The sequence below is a fragment of the Streptomyces sp. NPDC005551 genome (assembly GCF_042871785.1).
Taxonomy (GTDB): Bacteria; Actinomycetota; Actinomycetes; order Streptomycetales; family Streptomycetaceae; genus Streptomyces.
This window is the reverse complement of sequence record NZ_JBIAJE010000005.1, coordinates 426,530-443,567: the sequence shown is the minus strand read 5'-3', so window position 1 is coordinate 443,567 and position 17,038 is coordinate 426,530. Positions and strand designations below refer to the sequence as shown.

13 protein-coding genes and 1 pseudogene are annotated in these 17,038 nt (G+C 72.3%); 3 read left to right on the top strand and 11 right to left on the bottom strand.

Features of this window, described 5'->3' with window-relative positions; genetic code table 11:
- Positions 1-39 precede the first annotated feature (39 nt).
- The 7 genes and pseudogenes from ACFYP4_RS17295 to xylB form a co-directional block, all read right to left on the bottom strand.
- Positions 40-1,563, bottom strand: a complete 1,524-nt coding sequence (locus tag ACFYP4_RS17295) for an aldehyde dehydrogenase family protein (RefSeq protein ID WP_358851163.1) — start codon at positions 1,561-1,563, stop codon at positions 40-42.
- Between the two features lie 56 nt (positions 1,564-1,619).
- Positions 1,620-2,918 carry a GAF domain-containing protein gene (locus tag ACFYP4_RS17290; protein WP_358851213.1) on the bottom strand — a complete coding sequence of 433 codons (1,299 nt, stop codon included), beginning with the start codon at positions 2,916-2,918 and terminating at the stop codon, positions 1,620-1,622.
- A gap of 130 nt (positions 2,919-3,048) precedes the next feature.
- Positions 3,049-3,648: an N-acetylmuramoyl-L-alanine amidase gene (locus ACFYP4_RS17285; protein ID WP_358851164.1), complete on the bottom strand. Its 600-nt coding sequence runs from the start codon at positions 3,646-3,648 to the stop codon at positions 3,049-3,051.
- A 210-nt stretch (positions 3,649-3,858) separates the two neighbouring features.
- Positions 3,859-4,030, bottom strand: a pseudogene (locus ACFYP4_RS17280) (acetamidase); the annotation flags it as partial.
- A 91-nt stretch (positions 4,031-4,121) separates the two neighbouring features.
- A complete protein-coding gene (locus ACFYP4_RS17275; RefSeq protein WP_388786076.1) occupies positions 4,122-4,433 on the bottom strand; it encodes a hypothetical protein in 312 nt (103 codons plus the stop codon).
- A gap of 256 nt (positions 4,434-4,689) precedes the next feature.
- Entirely contained in the window at positions 4,690-5,892 is a 1,203-nt protein-coding gene (locus ACFYP4_RS17270) for an ROK family transcriptional regulator (protein WP_358851166.1), read from the bottom strand.
- A 61-nt stretch (positions 5,893-5,953) separates the two neighbouring features.
- The gene (gene xylB / locus ACFYP4_RS17265) at positions 5,954-7,399 is read right to left on the bottom strand and encodes a xylulokinase (RefSeq protein ID WP_358851167.1); all 1,446 of its coding nucleotides are present in this window, start codon (positions 7,397-7,399) and stop codon (positions 5,954-5,956) included.
- 165 nt (positions 7,400-7,564) lie between these two features.
- Between xylB and xylA the strand changes: the two genes are divergently transcribed.
- Entirely contained in the window at positions 7,565-8,731 is a 1,167-nt protein-coding gene (xylA, locus tag ACFYP4_RS17260) for a xylose isomerase (RefSeq protein WP_358851168.1), read from the top strand.
- Positions 8,732-9,155: 424 nt separating this feature from the next.
- A complete protein-coding gene (locus ACFYP4_RS17255) occupies positions 9,156-9,518 on the top strand; it encodes a hypothetical protein (RefSeq protein WP_358851169.1) in 363 nt (120 codons plus the stop codon).
- Between the two features lie 225 nt (positions 9,519-9,743).
- Here the strand turns inward: ACFYP4_RS17255 and ACFYP4_RS17250 are convergent, their stop codons facing one another.
- Entirely contained in the window at positions 9,744-11,003 is a 1,260-nt protein-coding gene (locus ACFYP4_RS17250) for an SWF or SNF family helicase (RefSeq protein WP_388786073.1), read from the bottom strand.
- The gene (locus ACFYP4_RS17245) at positions 11,000-13,837 is read right to left on the bottom strand and encodes a DEAD/DEAH box helicase (protein ID WP_388786245.1); all 2,838 of its coding nucleotides are present in this window, start codon (positions 13,835-13,837) and stop codon (positions 11,000-11,002) included. Before ACFYP4_RS17245 ends, ACFYP4_RS17250 begins: the two co-directional genes overlap by 4 nt.
- Before the next feature lie 396 nt (positions 13,838-14,233).
- On the opposite strand from ACFYP4_RS17245, the gene ACFYP4_RS17240 reads away from it, so the two are divergent.
- Positions 14,234-14,431 (top strand): hypothetical protein, encoded by a 198-nt coding sequence (locus ACFYP4_RS17240; protein WP_358851172.1) that lies wholly within the window; start codon positions 14,234-14,236, stop codon positions 14,429-14,431.
- Positions 14,432-14,435: 4 nt separating this feature from the next.
- On the opposite strand, the gene ACFYP4_RS17235 is transcribed toward ACFYP4_RS17240, so the two are convergent.
- Both ACFYP4_RS17235 and ACFYP4_RS17230 read right to left on the bottom strand, forming a co-directional pair.
- Positions 14,436-15,821: a tannase/feruloyl esterase family alpha/beta hydrolase gene (locus ACFYP4_RS17235; RefSeq protein WP_358851173.1), complete on the bottom strand. Its 1,386-nt coding sequence runs from the start codon at positions 15,819-15,821 to the stop codon at positions 14,436-14,438.
- Positions 15,822-16,025: 204 nt separating this feature from the next.
- Positions 16,026-16,877 (bottom strand): hypothetical protein, encoded by an 852-nt coding sequence (locus ACFYP4_RS17230; RefSeq protein WP_388786070.1) that lies wholly within the window; start codon positions 16,875-16,877, stop codon positions 16,026-16,028.
- Positions 16,878-17,038: the final 161 nt, after the last annotated feature.

Here is a 17,038-nt window from a genome sequence, read left to right as displayed (position 1 = left end):
GACGGGCATCTTGCCTGTTCAGGCGCCCTGTTTGCATGTCTAGAAGAAGCCCAGCCTCTTCGGTGAGTAGCTCACCAGCAGGTTCTTCGTCTGCTGGTAGTGCTCCAGCATCATCTTGTGGTTCTCGCGGCCGATACCCGACTGCTTGTAGCCGCCGAACGCCGCGTGTGCGGGATACGCGTGGTAGCAGTTCGTCCAGACCCGGCCCGCCTGGATCGAACGGCCCGCGCGGTAGGCGGTGTTGATGTCCCGCGTCCACACACCCGCGCCGAGTCCGTACAGCGTGTCGTTGGCGGTCTCGATGGCATCGTCGAAGTCGTCGAAGGACGTCACCGAGACGACCGGCCCGAAGATCTCCTCCTGGAAGATCCGCATCCGGTTGTCACCTTCGAAGATCGTCGGCTGGACGTAGTACCCGCCCTTGAGCTCCCCGTCGTGCTCGATGCGCTCGCCTCCCGTGAGGACCTTGGCGCCCTCCTGCCGGCCGATGTCGAAGTAGGAAAGGATCTTCTCCAGCTGGTCGTTGGACGCCTGAGCGCCGATCATCGTGCCCGTGTCGAGCGGGTGGCCCGACGTGATGAGTTCGGTGCGGGCGACGGCCGCTTCCAGGAACTCCCGGTAGTGACCGCGCTGCACCAGTGCCCGCGAGGGACACGTGCACACCTCGCCCTGATTGAGCGCGAACATCGTGAAGCCCTCGAGCGCCTTGTCGCGGAAGTCGTCGTCCTTGTCCCACACGTCGTCGAAGAAGATGTTCGGCGACTTGCCGCCCAGCTCCAGCGTGACCGGCTTGATGTTCTCCGAGGCGTACTGCATGATCAACCGCCCCGTCGTGGTCTCACCGGTGAACGCCACCTTCGCCACCCGCGGACTGGAGGCGAGCGGCTTGCCGGCCTCCACACCGAACCCGTTGACGATGTTCACCACCCCCGGCGGAAGCAGGTCTGCGATCAGGCTCATCCAGTAGTGGATGGACGCCGGGGTCTGCTCGGCGGGCTTGATGACGACCGCGTTGCCCGCCGCGAGCGCCGGGGCCAGCTTCCACACGGCCATCAGGATCGGGAAGTTCCACGGAATGATCTGCGCCACCACGCCGAGCGGCTCATGGAAGTGGTACGCGACCGTGTCGTCGTCGACCTCGCCGAGCGAACCCTCCTGGGCGCGGACCGCCCCCGCGAAATAGCGGAAGTGGTCGATCGCCAAGGGGATGTCGGCCGCCAAAGTCTCGCGCACCGGCTTGCCGTTCTCCCAGCTCTCGGCGACCGCCAGCTTCTCCAGATTCGCCTCCATCCGGTCGGCGATCCTGAGGAGGATGCCGGAGCGCTCGGTCACCGATGTGCGCCCCCAGGCCGGAGCGGCCGCGTGAGCCGCGTCCAGCGCACGCTCCACGTCCTCCGCCGTGCCCCGGGCGACCTCCGTGAACGGCTGACCGTTCACCGGGCTCGGGTTCTCGAAGTACTGCCCTCGGGCCGGCGGCACGTACTCGCCGCCGATGAAGTGGTCGTAACGCGCCTGGTAGGAGACGATCGCGCCGTCGGTGCCGGGCGCCGTGTAACGGGTCATGCTGGTCTGCCTCCCGGAGCAGCGCTGCCCGCCGTTGGGCAGCTCTCGCCGCGAGGCTAGGAACCGGAACGTTGCGACCACGTTGCGCGTCCCGCGGCCGCTCCCTGTGCCGACAGCTCGGCGTCCAGCTCGGCCAGACGCGAACGCACCGTCACCGTCGGCCGCACCGCCGCCAGCGCCCGCCACACGACGAGATCGTCCTCGCCCCAGGGTGCGTGCGCCCAGTTGGCCAGCAGATCGGGGTCGCGGCGCGCTATCAGCGCGCCACGTAGCCCGTCGGCGAGCCGCCGCCTCATCCGGGCCACCGCAGGTGCCTGTGACGACGGCAACAGCGGGCCGGTGTACGCGGCCGCCGCCGCGGCGACCGCCCCCGCGCCCAGCCGGCGCTCGACGACGGCGACATCGGACTCGACCGGCTGCGAGAGCCGGTAGGGCCGCGAATCCAGCACGCCCGGCCCCAGCAGGCGGCGCAGCCGGGCCAGTTCGGCGCGCAGCGTCACCGGCGGCACCGACTCGTCCTCGTACAGCGCGCAGAGCAACTCGTCGCCCGGCAGGCCCTCCGGATGCCGGGACAGCAGGACCATGATCTCGCTGTGCCGCCGGCTGAGCCTGATCCTGCGACGGCCCGGCAGGACCAGCAGCGCCTCGTCCCGGCCGAGCGCGGACAGCTCGAGTGCGCCGGCGGCGTCCGGCACCGGCGCGAGCAGCGCCAGTTGGGACTCGGCCGCACGTGCCACCGCCTGGACGAATCCGAGACTGTGCGGATGCGCGAGCCCGTCGCCGCCGGTGATGTCCACCGCGCCCAGCACCCGGCCGGTACGCGGATCGTGCACGGGTGCGGCCGCACACGTCCAGGGCTGCACCCGACGGATGAAGTGCTCGGCCGTGAACACCTGAACCGGCCGGTCGACGGCAACGGCCGTGCCCGGCGCGTTCGTCCCCACCGCGGTCTCCGCCCACCGCGCGCCGGGCACGAAGTTCATCCTGTCCGCCTCCCGGCGCGTCGACGGATGGCCCTCCACCCACAGCAGCCTGCCCTGCGCGTCGCACACCGCCAGCAGATGCTCACCGTCCGCGGCGAAGGTGCCCACCAACTCGCGGATCACCGGCATCACCGGCGCCAGCGGATGCTCCGCCCGGTGCGCACCGAGGTCACCGTCGGTGAGCTCCACGCTCGCGGTGCCGTCGGGACCCACCCCGGCCCGCACCGAACGCCGCCACGAGTCGGCGACCACGGAACGCACCGGCCGCGGCACCGTCCCCGCGTTCGTGAACATCTCATGGGCGCGGTGCAGCGCCCGGATCCGCTCGACGGGGTCGGCACCCGGTTCCAGAGCCACCCATGGATCGGTCAACTCGGCCTCCCGGAAGGCGATGCGGCTCAGCACATCGTCACTCCCGGTGCGTGCCCGGACAAGCTTCGTGACCGTGCTCCTCGCGGCGGTCGCCGGACGGGACGTACGCCGAGCGCGCGTGGAGCCCGCGTCAGGCGAAGTTGACCAGTCTTATGTAGCGGGTCCAGTCCCAGTTCGGACCCGGATCGGTGTGGTCACTGCCCGGCACCTGGTAATGGCCCAGGATGTGCGACCGGTCCTTCGGGATGCCGTACCTGGTGCAGATGGACGCGGTCAGCTTCGCCGACTGCTCGTACAGGGCGTTGGTGAAATAGGCAGGCTGGTCGACCCAGCCCTCGTGCTCGATGCCGATGCTGCGGGTGTTGTAGTCCCAGTTCCCGGCGTGCCAGGCGATGTCGCGCTCGCGGACGCACTGCGCGACATGGCCGTCGGCCGACCGGACGACGTAGTGGGCGGACACCTTCTTCTGCGGGTTCTGGAAGATGGACAGCGTGTCGGGGTAGGTCTCCTGTGTGACGTGGATGATCACGTAGTTGAGCGGGTAGCTGGCGGGGCGGCTGGACGAGGTGCGGTTGGACGTGCTCGCCGGCACCCATTCGGCCGACGGGTAGTCGACGGCCTGGGCCTGGGCTCCGGCCTGAGTGCCGGGTACTAACGCGTAGGGGACGGCGGCGAGGGCTGCGCCCGTCAGCAGCCTTCGCCGACTGAGGAACGGTCTGGCTCGCTCCATCGGTGCCTGCCTTTCCATGTGGGGGGCGGGTTGGGGTGAGGTCTGGCTGTGCCGACCGGGAGTCGGCGAGACACGGGTGCGGTCCGGTGCAGCTGCGCCGACCGGGAGCTCGGGCCGGTAGTGGTGACGGGGGCGACGCGGGCGAGGCCGGGGCCAGTGGTGCTGATCAGGGCGGGTCAGGTCGGGGCGGGTCGGGTCGGGGCGCCCGGCTCAGCTCAGGAGCGTCGTCGCCGTTTCGCGAAGTCGCGCGTGCAGTCCGCGGTGCGTCTCCCGCTCGTTTCTCCCGCTCGGGCAGCCACTTCTTGCGAAGCTTGGCGACGCACGTGCAGTCGGTGTCGCAGACGTTGGCCGACGGTGACTCGACCGCCCGGGTCGCGAACTGGCGGGTGAGCGATGCGTGCCACGGGTGGTGCGCCGCCGAGCGTCCACGCGTACTCGGGCCCGGGGCCACTCGGTCAGGATCCGGGAATCGCTCATGGCTGCACAGCTCCGTTCGTGGGAAGGCCGGACGAGTAGGACGGCAGACTCGCGTCGAGACGGGCACGGGCCGGGTCGGCTATGCGTTCCGATCGGCGCCGCACGAGGACGCCCGGCAACACTCCCGTCATCATCCAGACAACTGCGACAGGACCCGCGTACGACACGGGCGCGGTCAGCTCGGACACGAGGTCGAAGGCCGGCAGCAGGCCCGTCGGTGTCAGCAGCGCCGGCACGAAGCCGGCGATACCCGGCACGGGCAACAGAAACTGCCGTACCGGCGAGAACGACTCGCGCCTGCGGTACATGTGACCCCCCGATCCGTCGTGACGCTCGCACAGCCGTCGTCAGGACGGCTGCGCCTCGCCTGAATCACGGTACGGCGCCTGCCGGTTGGGCAGGAAGAGAGCGGCGTCCGTCGGTGGACAACTCCGCGGCTGTGGACAACTCCGTCACCCAGAAGGGGGAGTGGGGCGCCAACCGGGCCACGGATGTCGCCCGAGTCGTCGACCTCGGCGGCGGACCGACCAGCCACGCCCCGCTACGGGTGGGCGCCCGGGCCCACTACGTGCGGGCCGCAGCACCCGCCGGATCGTCCAGCACCGCCCGTACCACCGAGTGCGCGGCGCCGAGCAGAGGACCCTCGGGCCCCAGGCGGGAGACGGTGACGGCACAGGCGGGGCCCGTCGTGCGCCGCGTCAGCTCGCCTTCCAGCGCGGGCAGCAGCCAGGGCGCCAGCCGGGCCAGGGCGCCGCCCAGCACCACGGTTTGCGGGTCGAGCAGGTTGACGGCACCGGTCAGCGCGATGCCGAGCGCGGTTCCGGCTCCGCGCAGGGCACGCCGTACGTCCTCGTCGCCCTCGGCGGCGCGTCCGGCCAGCAGTCCGACACGGTCCTCGACGGGAGCGAGGCCCGCCGCGCGCAGCACGGCGTCCTCACCCGCGTACTGCTCCAGGCAGCCCCGCCCGCCGCACACGCATTCGGGGCCCTCCGGGCGGACCGGTACGTGCCCCAGCTCGCCGGCGAAGCCGCGTGTCCCACGCAGCAGCCGCCCGTCCACGACCACCGCCCCGCCGATGCCGATCTCGGCCGACACGTGGAGGAAGTCCCGCGGAATTCCGTCGCCAAGCCAGAGTTCGGCGAGGGCGCCGAAGTTGGCCTCGTTGTCCACGGTCAGCGGCAGATCCTCGGGCAGCAGAGCGCCGAGGTCCGTGTCGTGCCAGTCGAGGTTGGGGGCACGGACCACGGTCCGGGCGTCGCGGGCCACCAGGCCCGGCACGGCGACCGCGAGGCCCGCGGGCCACAGCCCTTCGCTGTCGGCCCGGGCGACGACCTGGCGTACCAGCTCGCCCAGTTCCCCGGTCACCGACTCGGGCGACCGGCCGCGGTTCACCCCGTGCCGCACGGCCCGTGCCCGCACCTCGCCGCGCAGATCCACCGCGCAGACCGCGAGATGGTCGACGCCGATCTCCGCCCCGAGGCCGGCGGGACCGCGACCGCTCACGGCCAGCGCGGAGCCGGGACGCCCGACACGTCCCGGGCGTTCCGGGCCCAGTTCCTCCAGGAGCCCGGAACGGGTCAGTTCGTCCACCAGTGTCGACACCGCCGCACGGGTCAGCCCGATGCGTGAGGCCACGGCTGCCCGGGACAGCGGCCCCTCGGCGCTGACGGTGTGCATGACGCGGGCGAGGTTGCGGCGGCGCATGCCCTGCTGGGTGTCGGGGAGTGGCCGGCCGGCCGGATGGGCTTCGTGCAGCGGTGCGGTCATGCCTCCGTCAGTCCTTGTCCGGCCGGTCCCCGCGGGGCTGCCCTGGTCAGGCCGACGCTCGTCAGCGCTTGTCGGCTCCTCGCTCCAGCAGCGGGGCCGCGTCGGAGAGTACCCCGGTGATCCTGGCCAGCGCCGCCTCGTCCCGTTCCACGGCGTCGAGCACGGGACCGCGGGCGGTGTTCCAGCGCCGGGCCACTGCCGCCGGGTCCTCGCCGGTCAGCAGTCCGGCCGCCTGTGCCGCGGCACCGAGCGCGACCAGTTCCCTGGCCTCGGGTACCTGGACGGGCCGTCCCGACAGCCGGCGCACGGTCTCCTGCCAGGCCTTCCCTCGCGCACCTCCGCCGATGAGCAGCAGTGGCGCCGAACGGTCGGCTTCCGCGTCGAGGACCAGGTCGAGTGCCCCGAGGAGCGAGTGGACCGCACCGTCGTACGCGGCCTGCAGCAGCTGGCCGCCCGTCGTGTCGTGCCGTAGCCCGTGCAGGAGGCCCGAAGCATGCGGCAGGTCCGGTGTGCGCTCCCCGTCCAGGTAGGGCAGCAGCGTCACGCTCGTACCGGGTTCGACGGCCTCGCGGTCCAGCCCCAGCAGGGCGGCGACACGGTCGACGGCGAGCGTGCAGTTGAGGGTGCAGGCGAGGGGGAGCCAGTCTCCGCGTGCGTCGGCGAAGCCAGCCACGGTGCCGGTCGGGTCGGCGGGGCGGTGGGTGGAGACGGCGTACACCGTGCCGGACGTACCGAGACTGAGTACGGCCGTACCGGGGCGCAGTCCGAGTCCCAGCGCGGCGGCCGCGTTGTCGCCTGTGCCGGCCGCGACCAGGGTGCCCCTGGAGAAGGGCAGGTCGGCCGTGTCGCGCACGGTTCCCGCCACCTCGCCGGGGCGTACCACGCGGGGGAGCAGCGCCGGATCCAGTCCGATGTGTGCGAGGACCTCCGCGTCGTACGACTCCGTCGCGGAAGCCCACCATCCGGTACCGGAGGCGTCGCCGCGATCCGTCGTGCCCTCGCCGGTGAGGCGTTCGGTGAGGTAGTCGTGCGGCAGCCGCACGGCCGCCGTCGCGCGGACCGCCTCGGGCTCGTGCTCGGCGAGCCACGCCCATTTCGTCACTGTGAAGGAGGGTCCCGGAACGCTACCGGCGCGCTCGGCCCAGGCCTTCGGACCGCCCAGCTCCTCGACCAGCCGACGGGCCTGTGGTGCCGAGCGCACGTCGTTCCACAGGAGGGCCGGACGCACCGGGTCACCCGCTGCGTCCAGGGTGACCAGGCCGTGCTGCTGTCCGCCGATCGACACCGCCGCCGCCTCGTGCGCCGCGTCCCCGCACTGGTGGAGCGCTTCCCTCAGCGCGTCCCACCACTGCCTGGGATCGCTTTCGCGGCCCGCTCCGGTGGAGACGGCGTGCGGCGCCTGCCCGCTCGACACCACCTGTCCGGTGGATGCGTCGACCACCAGGGCTTTGGTGGACTGGGTGGACGTGTCCACCCCCACGACGAGCGGACCCTCGGCTGCTGACATCGGGCTTCTCCCTCTTCCGCGGCTCCGCGGAATCTGTCCTGTGGGCGGGGCTCCCCGGACCTTCGTGACCGGGTTTCGCGATTCGTCTCTTCCCAGAGATGCGTTCGCATACTAATTTGTTAAGCGCCATGACGAAATAGTCGGAGCACAGCGAGGAGCCACGGCATGAACTACCAGCCCACCCCCGAGGACAGGTTCACCTTCGGCCTGTGGACCGTCGGCTGGCAGGGAAGGGACCCGTTCGGCGACGCCACCCGGCGTGCCCTGGACCCGGTCGAGTCGGTGCAGCGCCTGGCCGAGCTCGGTGCCTACGGAGTCACCTTCCACGACGACGACCTGATCCCCTTCGGGTCTTCGGACACCGAGCGCGAGTCGCACATCAAGCGCTTCCGTCAGGCCCTCGACGCGACGGGCCTGACCGTGCCGATGGCCACCACCAACCTCTTCACGCACCCCGTATTCAAGGACGGCGCTTTCACGGCCAACGACCGTGACGTGCGCCGCTACGCCCTGCGCAAGACCATCCGCAATGTCGATCTCGCGGTCGAGCTCGGAGCGCAGACCTACGTCGCCTGGGGCGGCCGGGAGGGTGCCGAGTCGGGAGCGGCCAAGGACGTGCGCGTCGCTCTCGACCGGATGAAGGAGGCCTTCGACCTGCTGGGTGAGTACGTGACCTCCCAGGGGTACGACCTGCGCTTCGCGATCGAGCCGAAGCCGAACGAGCCGCGCGGAGACATCCTGCTCCCCACCGTCGGGCACGCCCTGGCCTTCATCGAACGCCTGGAGCGTCCGGAGCTGTACGGCGTCAACCCCGAGGTGGGCCACGAGCAGATGGCCGGCCTGAACTTCCCGCACGGCATCGCCCAGGCCCTGTGGGCGGGCAAGCTCTTCCACATCGACCTGAACGGTCAGTCCGGCATCAAGTACGACCAGGACCTGCGCTTCGGAGCGGGCGACCTGCGGTCCGCCTTCTGGCTGGTGGACCTCCTGGAGACCGCCGGTTACGAAGGGCCGAAGCACTTCGACTTCAAGCCGCCGCGGACCGAGGACTTCGACGGTGTGTGGGCTTCCGCCGCGGGCTGCATGCGCAACTACCTCATCCTGCGGGACCGGGCGGCCGCCTTCCGGGCCGACCCCGAGGTCCAGGAGGCACTGCGGGCGTCGCGGCTGGACGAGCTGGCGCAGCCCACCGCCGCGGACGGTCTGACCGGGCTTCTCGCCGACCGGGCGTCCTTCGAGGAGTTCGACGTGGAGGCGGCCGCCGCACGCGGCATGGCCTTCGAGCGACTCGACCAGCTGGCCATGGACCACCTGCTGGGGGCGCGGGGCTGACCGTCTCCGGAGCTTGCGCCGGCCCGCGTCCGCGCGGGTCGGTCCGCCCTCCGCTGCCGCGGCGAATTCTCCGGAACCGTGCCGTCCGTGGCATGAGTGCGTATCAACTCCCGTGCAGGAGTCGCGCGGTGGCCGGTGCGAGGCGACGCTGGGCGGTATGGCCATGCCACCCTTACCGCCCCAGCCGCCAGACGGCACGCCGTATCCGGACGGCGCCGGATCCGCTCCGCTGCCCGGAGGCTTCGGTCCGCCTCCGGAGGTTCCCGGGGCACCGCCCGGCGGGGGAGGGTACGGCGCCGGAGGTTACGGCCCGCCGCCGGACAGCGGGAACTGGACGTACGGGCACGGCGGTGAGGGTGTGTCGCCTCCGCCGCCTCCCGGTCCGCCCGGCGGGCAGGGCCCTCGCCGTCACACGCTCCTTCTCGTGGTCGCCGTGGTGGTGGCCCTGGGCGTCCTCGTGGCCGTCCTCCTGGTGGTCAACGGTGGAGGCGACTCGTCGGACGAGAAGTCCCCCACCGAGGACGGCAGGAACACGAGCCGGGTGCCCACCCCCTCGCTGAGCCTGCCGTCGAAGTTGCCCACCGGGCTGCCGTCGACGTTGCCCACCGGGCTGCCGTCGGGCCTGCCGTCCGGGCTGCCCAGCGAACTGCCGACCGGTTTCCCCAGCGGGCTGCCGAGCAGCTTCCCCAGCGGGCTGCCGAGTGACCTCGAATCGCTCTTCGCGGTCCCGGCGGGCGACGAAGTGCCGTCCTACATGCTCAAGAAGGGCCACTCGACCGGCCGTTGAGGTGACCGCACGCGCGCGTGGGCCGCACTTCGACCTCCACGCGCGCGTACGTCCCGCCCCCTCGACGGAACGCCGGCCGACCGAGGTAGGCAGATCAGCGGATGAGCGGCCTTGCCCCGCGGCCTCCCCGACGTCGGGCGCGCGGGATCCCGAAGGTGGTCGTCGCGATGCCCCCGTGCGTCCGCACCGGTGCCGCCCACCCCGTCGTCTTCGGCGGCGGGTCTGTCAGTCGCCGCCCAGAACGGCTTCCAACGCGGTAGCCGGGTCCGTGGACGCCACGCCGGCCGGGGCCCAGCGTCCCTTCTCCTCGCGGTAGGGCCACCACCGGCCGTCCCGCCCCAGACGCAGCTGGGCGGGGGTGCCGGCCACCGTCCAGCGGTTCCCCGAGCGGTGCAGCCGCGGCCGCTCGCCCTCGTCCCAGGCGGCCTCCAGTGCGGCACGCGCGCGTGCGAGCGACTCGGGATCCACGGCCCATCCGTCCTCGAGGACGGACAGCGCTGCCACGCCGCCGTGCCTCCAGGCGCGGACAGCGAGTGCCAGCCCTTCCCGGTCCCGCCCCGACCCGGCGGCGAGCCGGACGGCGATCTCCTCCTCCGGACCGCCCGCGGCCAGTCGCACGGCGTCCTCGGAGAGCGTCAGTTCCCGGCTGACCGCCCTTTCCGGGTGGCCGGGGCCGACCGCGTCCAGCAGGAGGCTCAGCGCGTCCCCTGCGGCCTGCGCGGCGAGGAACTCGAGGGAGGCGGCCTGCACGCCCGGCGCGGGTGGCACCTCGCTGTCCAGGGACGGCGGTCCGCCGGGCTGCTCCGGAAGCTCGGGAAGGTCGGGCAGGGGCGGCAGAATGTCCCCGGCGGCGTAGGCCTCCGCGGCGTCCACCCCCTCCGGAGCGGCCTGGTGCGACGAAGGTCCGTCGTCCGGCCGGGTCGTGCGCGCCTGGAGCTCGTCCAGCAGCGCGCGCTCCCCGCGCCCCCGCAGCAAGAGCAGCACGAACGGATCCTGGTCCAGCAGCCTCGCCATCTGATAGCACAGGGCCGCCGTGTGCCGGCAGTGGTCCCAGGCGCCGCAGTCGCACTCCGCCTCCAGATCGCCGAGGCCCGGCAGGAGTTCGATCCCGGCCGCCGCACCGTCCTCCACCAGATCCAGTGGCATCACCCGGTCGAGCAACGCGGCGACGTGTCCGGCCCGTTCGACGGCGATGCCGAGGAGGCGGCCCCACTGTGCCTCGGACAGCTCCCGCAACAGGACGTCCGCGCGATGCGTGGTCCCGTCGCGGTCCTGGACCACCGCGGTGATGCGTCCCGGGCGTACCGACACGGCTCCGACAGCACCCGCGCGCACGAGTCCGCGTCCAGCCTTCACCTGGACCGAGTCCAGAGCCGCGTCCTCCAGCGCCTTCAGCCAGGCCCGGCCCCACCATGTCCCGGCGAAGGCCCGCCCCGAAGCCGGCGGCAACGCCTCGAACGTACGCGCTGTGTCGTGACCGGTCATCGCGTGCCCCCTCGCAGTTCCACCAGGTCGGCCAGTTCCGTGTCGGTCAGTTCCGTCAGCGCGGACTCGCCGGAGCCCAGCACCGCGTCGGCCAACTCGCGCTTGCGCAGGAGCATCTCGGCGATGCGGTCCTCGATGGTCCCCTCGGCGATGAGCCGGTGCACCTGTACCGGCCGGGTCTGGCCGATGCGGTACGCGCGGTCGGTGGCCTGGGCCTCGACGGCGGGGTTCCACCAGCGGTCGTAGTGCACGACGTGCTCCGCCCTCGTCAGATTGAGGCCCGTGCCCGCTGCTTTCAACGACAGCAGGAAGACCGGCGACTCACCCCGCTGGAAGCGCTGCACCATCCGCTCTCGCTCGTCGACGGGTGTGCCGCCGTGCAGGAACTGCGAGGGCACACCGCGCGCCGACAGATGCCGCTCGATGAGGCGCGCCATCCGCACGTACTGGGTGAAGACCAGAACGCTCGCCCCCTCGGAGAGGATGATGTCGAGCAGCTCGTCGAGCAGTTCCAGTTTTCCGGACCGGCCTGCGATCGTCGGCTCCTCCTCCTTGAGGAACTGCGCCGGGTGATTGCAGATCTGCTTCAGACCGGTCAGCAGCTTCACGATCAGACCGCGCCGAGCCATGCTGTCGGCGCCGGAGATCTCTGCCAGCGTCTCCCGCACCACGGCCTCGTACAACCCCGCTTGTTCCTTGGTGAGGGACACGGCGCGGTCGGTCTCGGTCTTGGGCGGCAGCTCCGGCGCGATGCCCGGGTCCGACTTACGGCGCCGCAGCAGGAACGGCCGTACGAGGCGGCCGAGTCGCTCGCCCGCCGCGGGGTCCTGACCGCCCTCCACCGCGTGCGCGTACCGGGTGCGGAAGGTGCCGAGCCGGCCGAGGAGCCCCGGAGTCGTCCAGTCGAGGATCGCCCACAGCTCCGACAGGTTGTTCTCCACCGGGGTCCCGGTGAGCGCCACGCGTGCGCGTGCGCCGATAGTGCGCAGCGCGCGTGCCGTCGCCGAATAGGGGTTCTTGACGTGCTGTGCCTCGTCCGCGACGACCATGCCCCACGGTGCCGCGGCGAGCCGCGGTGCGTCGAGCCGCATCGTGCCGTACGTGGTGAGGACGAACTCGCCGTCCGCCAGGTCGTCGAGGTCGCGGCGGGAGCCGTGGAAGCGGCGCACCGGCACTCCGGGTGCGAACCTCTCGATCTCGCGCTGCCAGTTGCCCATCAGGGACGTCGGACAGACGACGAGTGCGGGCCCCGCCGTCGATTTGTCGGTCTGCCGATGCAGATGCAGGGCGATCAGCGTGATCGTCTTGCCCAGTCCCATGTCGTCGGCCAGACAGCAGCCGAGGCCCAGTGACGTCATCCGGGCGAGCCAGTTCAGACCCCGGAGCTGATAGTCCCGCAGCGTCGCGGCGAGTGCGGCGGGCTGACCGACCGGGTCCTGCGCCTCGGGGTCCGTGAGCCGTTCCCGCAGCGACGCCAGCCAGCCGCTGGGCGTGACCTCGACCTGGCGGCCGTCGACCTCCGCGGAGCCCGTCAGGGCGGCGCTCAGCGCGTCGACGGGCGTGATCCTGCGGTCCTGCCGCGAGCTCGCGCGGCGGACCTCCCCCGGGTCGACCAGGACCCACTGGTCGCGCAGTCGCACCACCGGCCGGCTCGCCTCGGCCAGCAGGTCCAGTTCCTGCCGGGTGAGGTGCTGATCCCCGAGCGAGAACCGCCAGTTGAAGGTGAGCAGCGCGTCGGCGGACAGGAGGGACGGCATGTCCGACTCGGTCCGGCCGCCGTCCTCCTCGGACGGGCCGATGACCGCACGGGCCGTGAGCCTGCGCACCAGTTCCTTCGGCCAGTGCACGTCGACCCCGGCCGCTGCCAGCAGACGGGCACCCTCGCCGAGGAGTTCCGCCACCTCCTCGTCGGCCAGTTCCACGGTGTGGGGCACGGCCGCCGAGAGCAGGGGGGCCAGCGGGGGCCAGGCGCGGGAGGCGCGCCGCAGGGCGAGCAGAGTGTCCGTCCGCGCGCGTGGGCCGAACGAATCGGAACCGGCCCAGATGGCCGGGGCGTCCGCGACGAGCGCCGGGTCGCTCGCACTGTGGACCTGGAGCACAGCGCGGAAGGGCAGGCGGGCCGCGTCCTGCACGGCGGAGGTGAGACCGGGCACTTCCATGCGCAGCGAGATCCGCACTCCGGCGTCGTGTCCGGCGGCCACGGCGGCGGCCCAGGCACGTTGCTCCGGTACGCGCTGGGGCTCCCGCGTCGCGAAGGCGGGTCCGCCTGCCGCGAGCTGCGCTGCGGGGGACCTTGGCAGGGCGTCGGCGACGGCGTCGAGGAAGGCGCGCAGGAGCAGCTCCGGGTCCGGCAGTCGCAGCGGCTCGCACTCGTCCACCGGGACCGCGTGTGCGTCCGGCGGCATGGCGGCGGCCAGGTCCCGAGCCCGCGCCAAGTCCTCCGCGCGGAGCGGGCCCGCGCGCCATGCGTCATGATCGTCCGCGGTCAGACCGGGCAGCAGCAGGCCGCGCGCCGCGAGCTGGAGAGCGAACACCGAGGCCGCGCCCCAGAAGGCGGTCGCCCGGTGTGCCTGCGGGACGGCACGCGCGCGGGTGAGCACCGGGAGGGCGGCGCGCACCGGCAGCAGGGCGGCGGGCACGGTCATCAGCTCGGCCCGCTCCGTGCCTGGCACGGCGATCGTGAGGTCCCCGAGGGCTGCGGACTCGACGACCGGTGGGGCGTCGCCGTCGTGCCGCCAGAAGGCGACGTGCCCGGTACGGGCCGGCTCCCCAGGGACGAAAACGGCGCAGCAGCGGGACAGTTCCAGGACCTCGGAGGGAGTTGCTGCGGGAATCGACTGCTCGGCGATGGCGCGTTCCTCAAATTTGACTAGTGGGGTCGGGTCGTCGAGGGTACAGCATTCGGGCTCAGTGCCGAGAGGGGTGTGACGGCGGGGTACGTCACCGTGCGCCGTGCGTCCCCCGGTCCGGGCAGCTCCCTCGCCCCCAGCGGAACATCGTGGCGGCCCCGCGACCGACTGGTTCCTCGGCGGCCTCAACCACCAGATCGGCACCGCCTGTCTTGAGCATGCCCCCGCCTCGTCTTCGACACGTCCAGCCCCTGGTGGCCCTCAGGGGAGACTCGGGGTCACGGCTCAGGGATGTATCAGGGTCGCGTTCCGGAACCGCATGGATCGCCGATCCGTTTCCACGACAGAGAGCGGCCGGTGGCCGCGAAGGAGGCGACACACATGTCGAAAAGAGCGAAGGTCGTCGCGGGGGGCGTCGGGATCGGCATCGTCCTGCTGATCCTGCTGCCGGCGGTGGGAGTGCCCTGGTGGATCGCTTTCCTGATCGTGCTGGGCATCCCCGCCGCCGCCTATCTGACACTCGACCCCTCGCAGCGGCGCAGACTGCGCCGCGCCGGCCGAAAGGAGCTCGGCCGCTGAGGCGCTACCGAGGGGATGGGGCCGGCTCCAGCGAGCAGGAGTTGACGACATCGCCGTTCGCGGGCCGGCCGATGGTCCGGTCCGCGGGCGGCTGCGTCCCTCGCTCGACCCACGCGGTCAGCGCGAGGAACGCGGAGCGGTAACAGGGCAGGATCGGCCGCAGACGGTCGGGATAGGTGTCGTACAGCCCGTCGACATGCGTCCCGCCCTCCACTGCGTAGTAGCGGTGCCGGTCGCCCCGGTCGCTGTCGTCGATCATGCGCGCGTACACGTCCGAGTCCGCGGTCCGGGGCAGCAGCGCGTCGAGATCACCGTGCAGGGTGATCAGCGGTCGGCCGATCCGCCCGGACAGGGCCACCCGCGCGACGGCCCGGTGCACGGACGCCGGGCGCGACGCGTAGTCGTACGTGGCGTCCGAGGGGCAGGGCGCCAGGATCTGCTCGGCGGTGGATCCCGCGGACGCGCCCGGGCACCCGGCGTCGTACGAAGGGTCGAACTCCGCGCGGTAGATCTTCTGCGTCACACCCCAGTAGGCCTTCTCGTGGTACGGCCACAGGAAGGCGGAGCCCGGCGCGAAGCCCGCCGCCTCCATGTCGTCGTCATCCGCGGCGCCGAGCGTTCTGGCCACCGCGGTCGGCAGCGATGTGAGGAGGCTGGGGCCCTCGGCCGTCCACAGCGCCCCCTCCCAGTCGACTCCGCCGTCGTACAGCTCCGGGTGGTTCTCCAGCTGCCATCGCGTGAGATAACCGCCGTTGGAGATCCCGGTCATGTACGTACGGCGAGGGGCGTGGCCGTAGCGCTGGGCCACCGCCTTTCGGGCGGCGCGTGTGAGCTGGGTGGTCCGCCGGTTCCACTCCGCGACGGCGTCCCCCGGTCGGCTGCCGTCACGGTAGAAGTCAGGCCCGCTGTTCCCCTTGTCGGTGGCCGCGTACGCGTATCCCTGAGCCAGTACCTGGTCGGAGATGGCCGTGTCCGTGGCGTACTGCCTGCGCGTGCCCGGGGCGCCCGTGACGACGAGGCCGCCGTTCCAGCGGTCCGGAAGGCGGATCACGAACTGCGCGTCGTGATGCCAGCCGTGGGTGGCGTTGAACCGCGAGCCGTCCGGGAAGTAGCCGTCGATCTGTATTCCGGGCACCCGCGTGGGGTTCTTGGTGCCTTTGGCCGTGAGCCCCGCCTGGTCCGCCAGGTCCGTGTAAGGGGTTCCGGCGAGCCCGGCGGTGGTCAGGTCCGCCAGGCACGCGCGCTGCTGGTACGCGGCTGTGGGTACGCGTACCGGCGCGTGCCGCTCGCAGCGCGCGCCGGCCGACGCGGCATCCGCCGGCGCGGGACCGGAGAGGGCCAGCGCCATCGCGGCGGCGGCGAACAGGGGAACACGACGGGACGGGCGCATGACCGGCCTCCTGGGGACGCGAGCTGGGGCTGCCCCATGCTGCGATCCCGCCCGACGGCCGACCATGGGCGGGGACCACATGGGTTGCGCGCTGAGTGTGGTGGCTCAGGACGCAGCTCACGAGACTCCTGCGGCGTCCACGACGGGTCGCACCGCACGCGGGCGCCGCCCGCCCGGCCCCGCACCTGGCTCCCGGCGCCGCGCTCAGGCCGGGCGTACCGCCATCTTGTCCAGGGCCTCCAGAAGCCCGGGCAGCTGCGCGCCGCGGCCGACCGGCAGCACCTCTCCGGGTTCCTCGTCGAGAAGGACGAACGCGATGTCATCGGTCCTCGCCACCATGGACCAGCCGGGGCCGTCGGCCCGCAGCGTGCGGGCGTCACCCGGAGCGAAGGAGGAACGGACCCGGCCGAGCGGCGGCGGCGTCTCCACGTACGCGTGCGCCTCGGCAAGGACGCGCCGGATGCCCTTGCGGGCTCCGCTCTCCGCTCCGTCGTCAGCCACCTCCGCCTCGGGAGCCTCACCGGACGCCTCCGCGCCGTCCGGGTCCACGAACTGCCCCTCAGGAATCTGTTCGCGCCAGGCCGCCCACTGCAGAGCGATCTCGTCGGCGCCGAGACGCCGCTGGGCGGGACCCCAGGTACTGGTGTCCGGAGGCGTCAGGGCAGGCCGCTCCGCGATCTCCGCCGCGGGGTCGTGCGGGGCGGGCACACCGGGGGCCGCCACGGCCACCGCGAGCGGCCAGCCGGGCAGCGCGGCGACGACCGAGCGCTCGTCGGGCGACAGTTCGTACTCGATGCCGCAGTCCCACGAGGCGATGGCCACCGCCACCAGTGAGACGTCGTCGACCACGACCGTCCACCGCGCGCCGTCACCGTCCTGCCCCAGCACAAGGCCGTACCCGTCGGCGAGCGGCGCGAGATCGAGTGCCGCGCAGGCCTCCGGATAGTCGTCGCCCAGCACACTGGGGAACTGCGCGGGCGTCAGCAGCACCGCTGTCAGCACGTAGAGCGCGTCGTCGTCCTCGGCGGCGACGGCGTCCTCGCCCGTCCCGGCCATCCCAGCCTCCCCATCGCTTCGTCCGTCGGCGCACCTTAATGCGACGGCCGACCGGTTGTCACGAGGAGAAAGCAACACGCGGAGCTGCAGTTATCCGGCTGGACAGGGGCGAATCGACCGCCGGCCCACCGGGACCGGACGGCCGGCAGCCCCGGCGGCCA

What these genes read in the sequence shown, in the direction of transcription:
- ACFYP4_RS17240 (WP_358851172.1), top strand. Translation starts at nt 14,234, where the DNA reads ATGTCGAAAAGAGCGAAGGTCGTCGCGGGGGGCGTCGGGATCGGCATC.
- ACFYP4_RS17235 (WP_358851173.1), bottom strand. Translation starts at nt 15,821, where the DNA reads ATGCGCCCGTCCCGTCGTGTTCCCCTGTTCGCCGCCGCCGCGATGGCG.
- ACFYP4_RS17250 (WP_388786073.1), bottom strand. Translation starts at nt 11,003, where the DNA reads ATGACCGGTCACGACACAGCGCGTACGTTCGAGGCGTTGCCGCCGGCT.
- ACFYP4_RS17230 (WP_388786070.1), bottom strand. Translation starts at nt 16,877, where the DNA reads ATGGCCGGGACGGGCGAGGACGCCGTCGCCGCCGAGGACGACGACGCG.
- ACFYP4_RS17275 (WP_388786076.1), bottom strand. Translation starts at nt 4,433, where the DNA reads ATGTACCGCAGGCGCGAGTCGTTCTCGCCGGTACGGCAGTTTCTGTTG.
- ACFYP4_RS17285 (WP_358851164.1), bottom strand. Translation starts at nt 3,648, where the DNA reads ATGGAGCGAGCCAGACCGTTCCTCAGTCGGCGAAGGCTGCTGACGGGC.
- xylA (WP_358851168.1), top strand. Translation starts at nt 7,565, where the DNA reads ATGAACTACCAGCCCACCCCCGAGGACAGGTTCACCTTCGGCCTGTGG.
- ACFYP4_RS17270 (WP_358851166.1), bottom strand. Translation starts at nt 5,892, where the DNA reads ATGACCGCACCGCTGCACGAAGCCCATCCGGCCGGCCGGCCACTCCCC.
- xylB (WP_358851167.1), bottom strand. Translation starts at nt 7,399, where the DNA reads ATGTCAGCAGCCGAGGGTCCGCTCGTCGTGGGGGTGGACACGTCCACC.
- ACFYP4_RS17295 (WP_358851163.1), bottom strand. Translation starts at nt 1,563, where the DNA reads ATGACCCGTTACACGGCGCCCGGCACCGACGGCGCGATCGTCTCCTAC.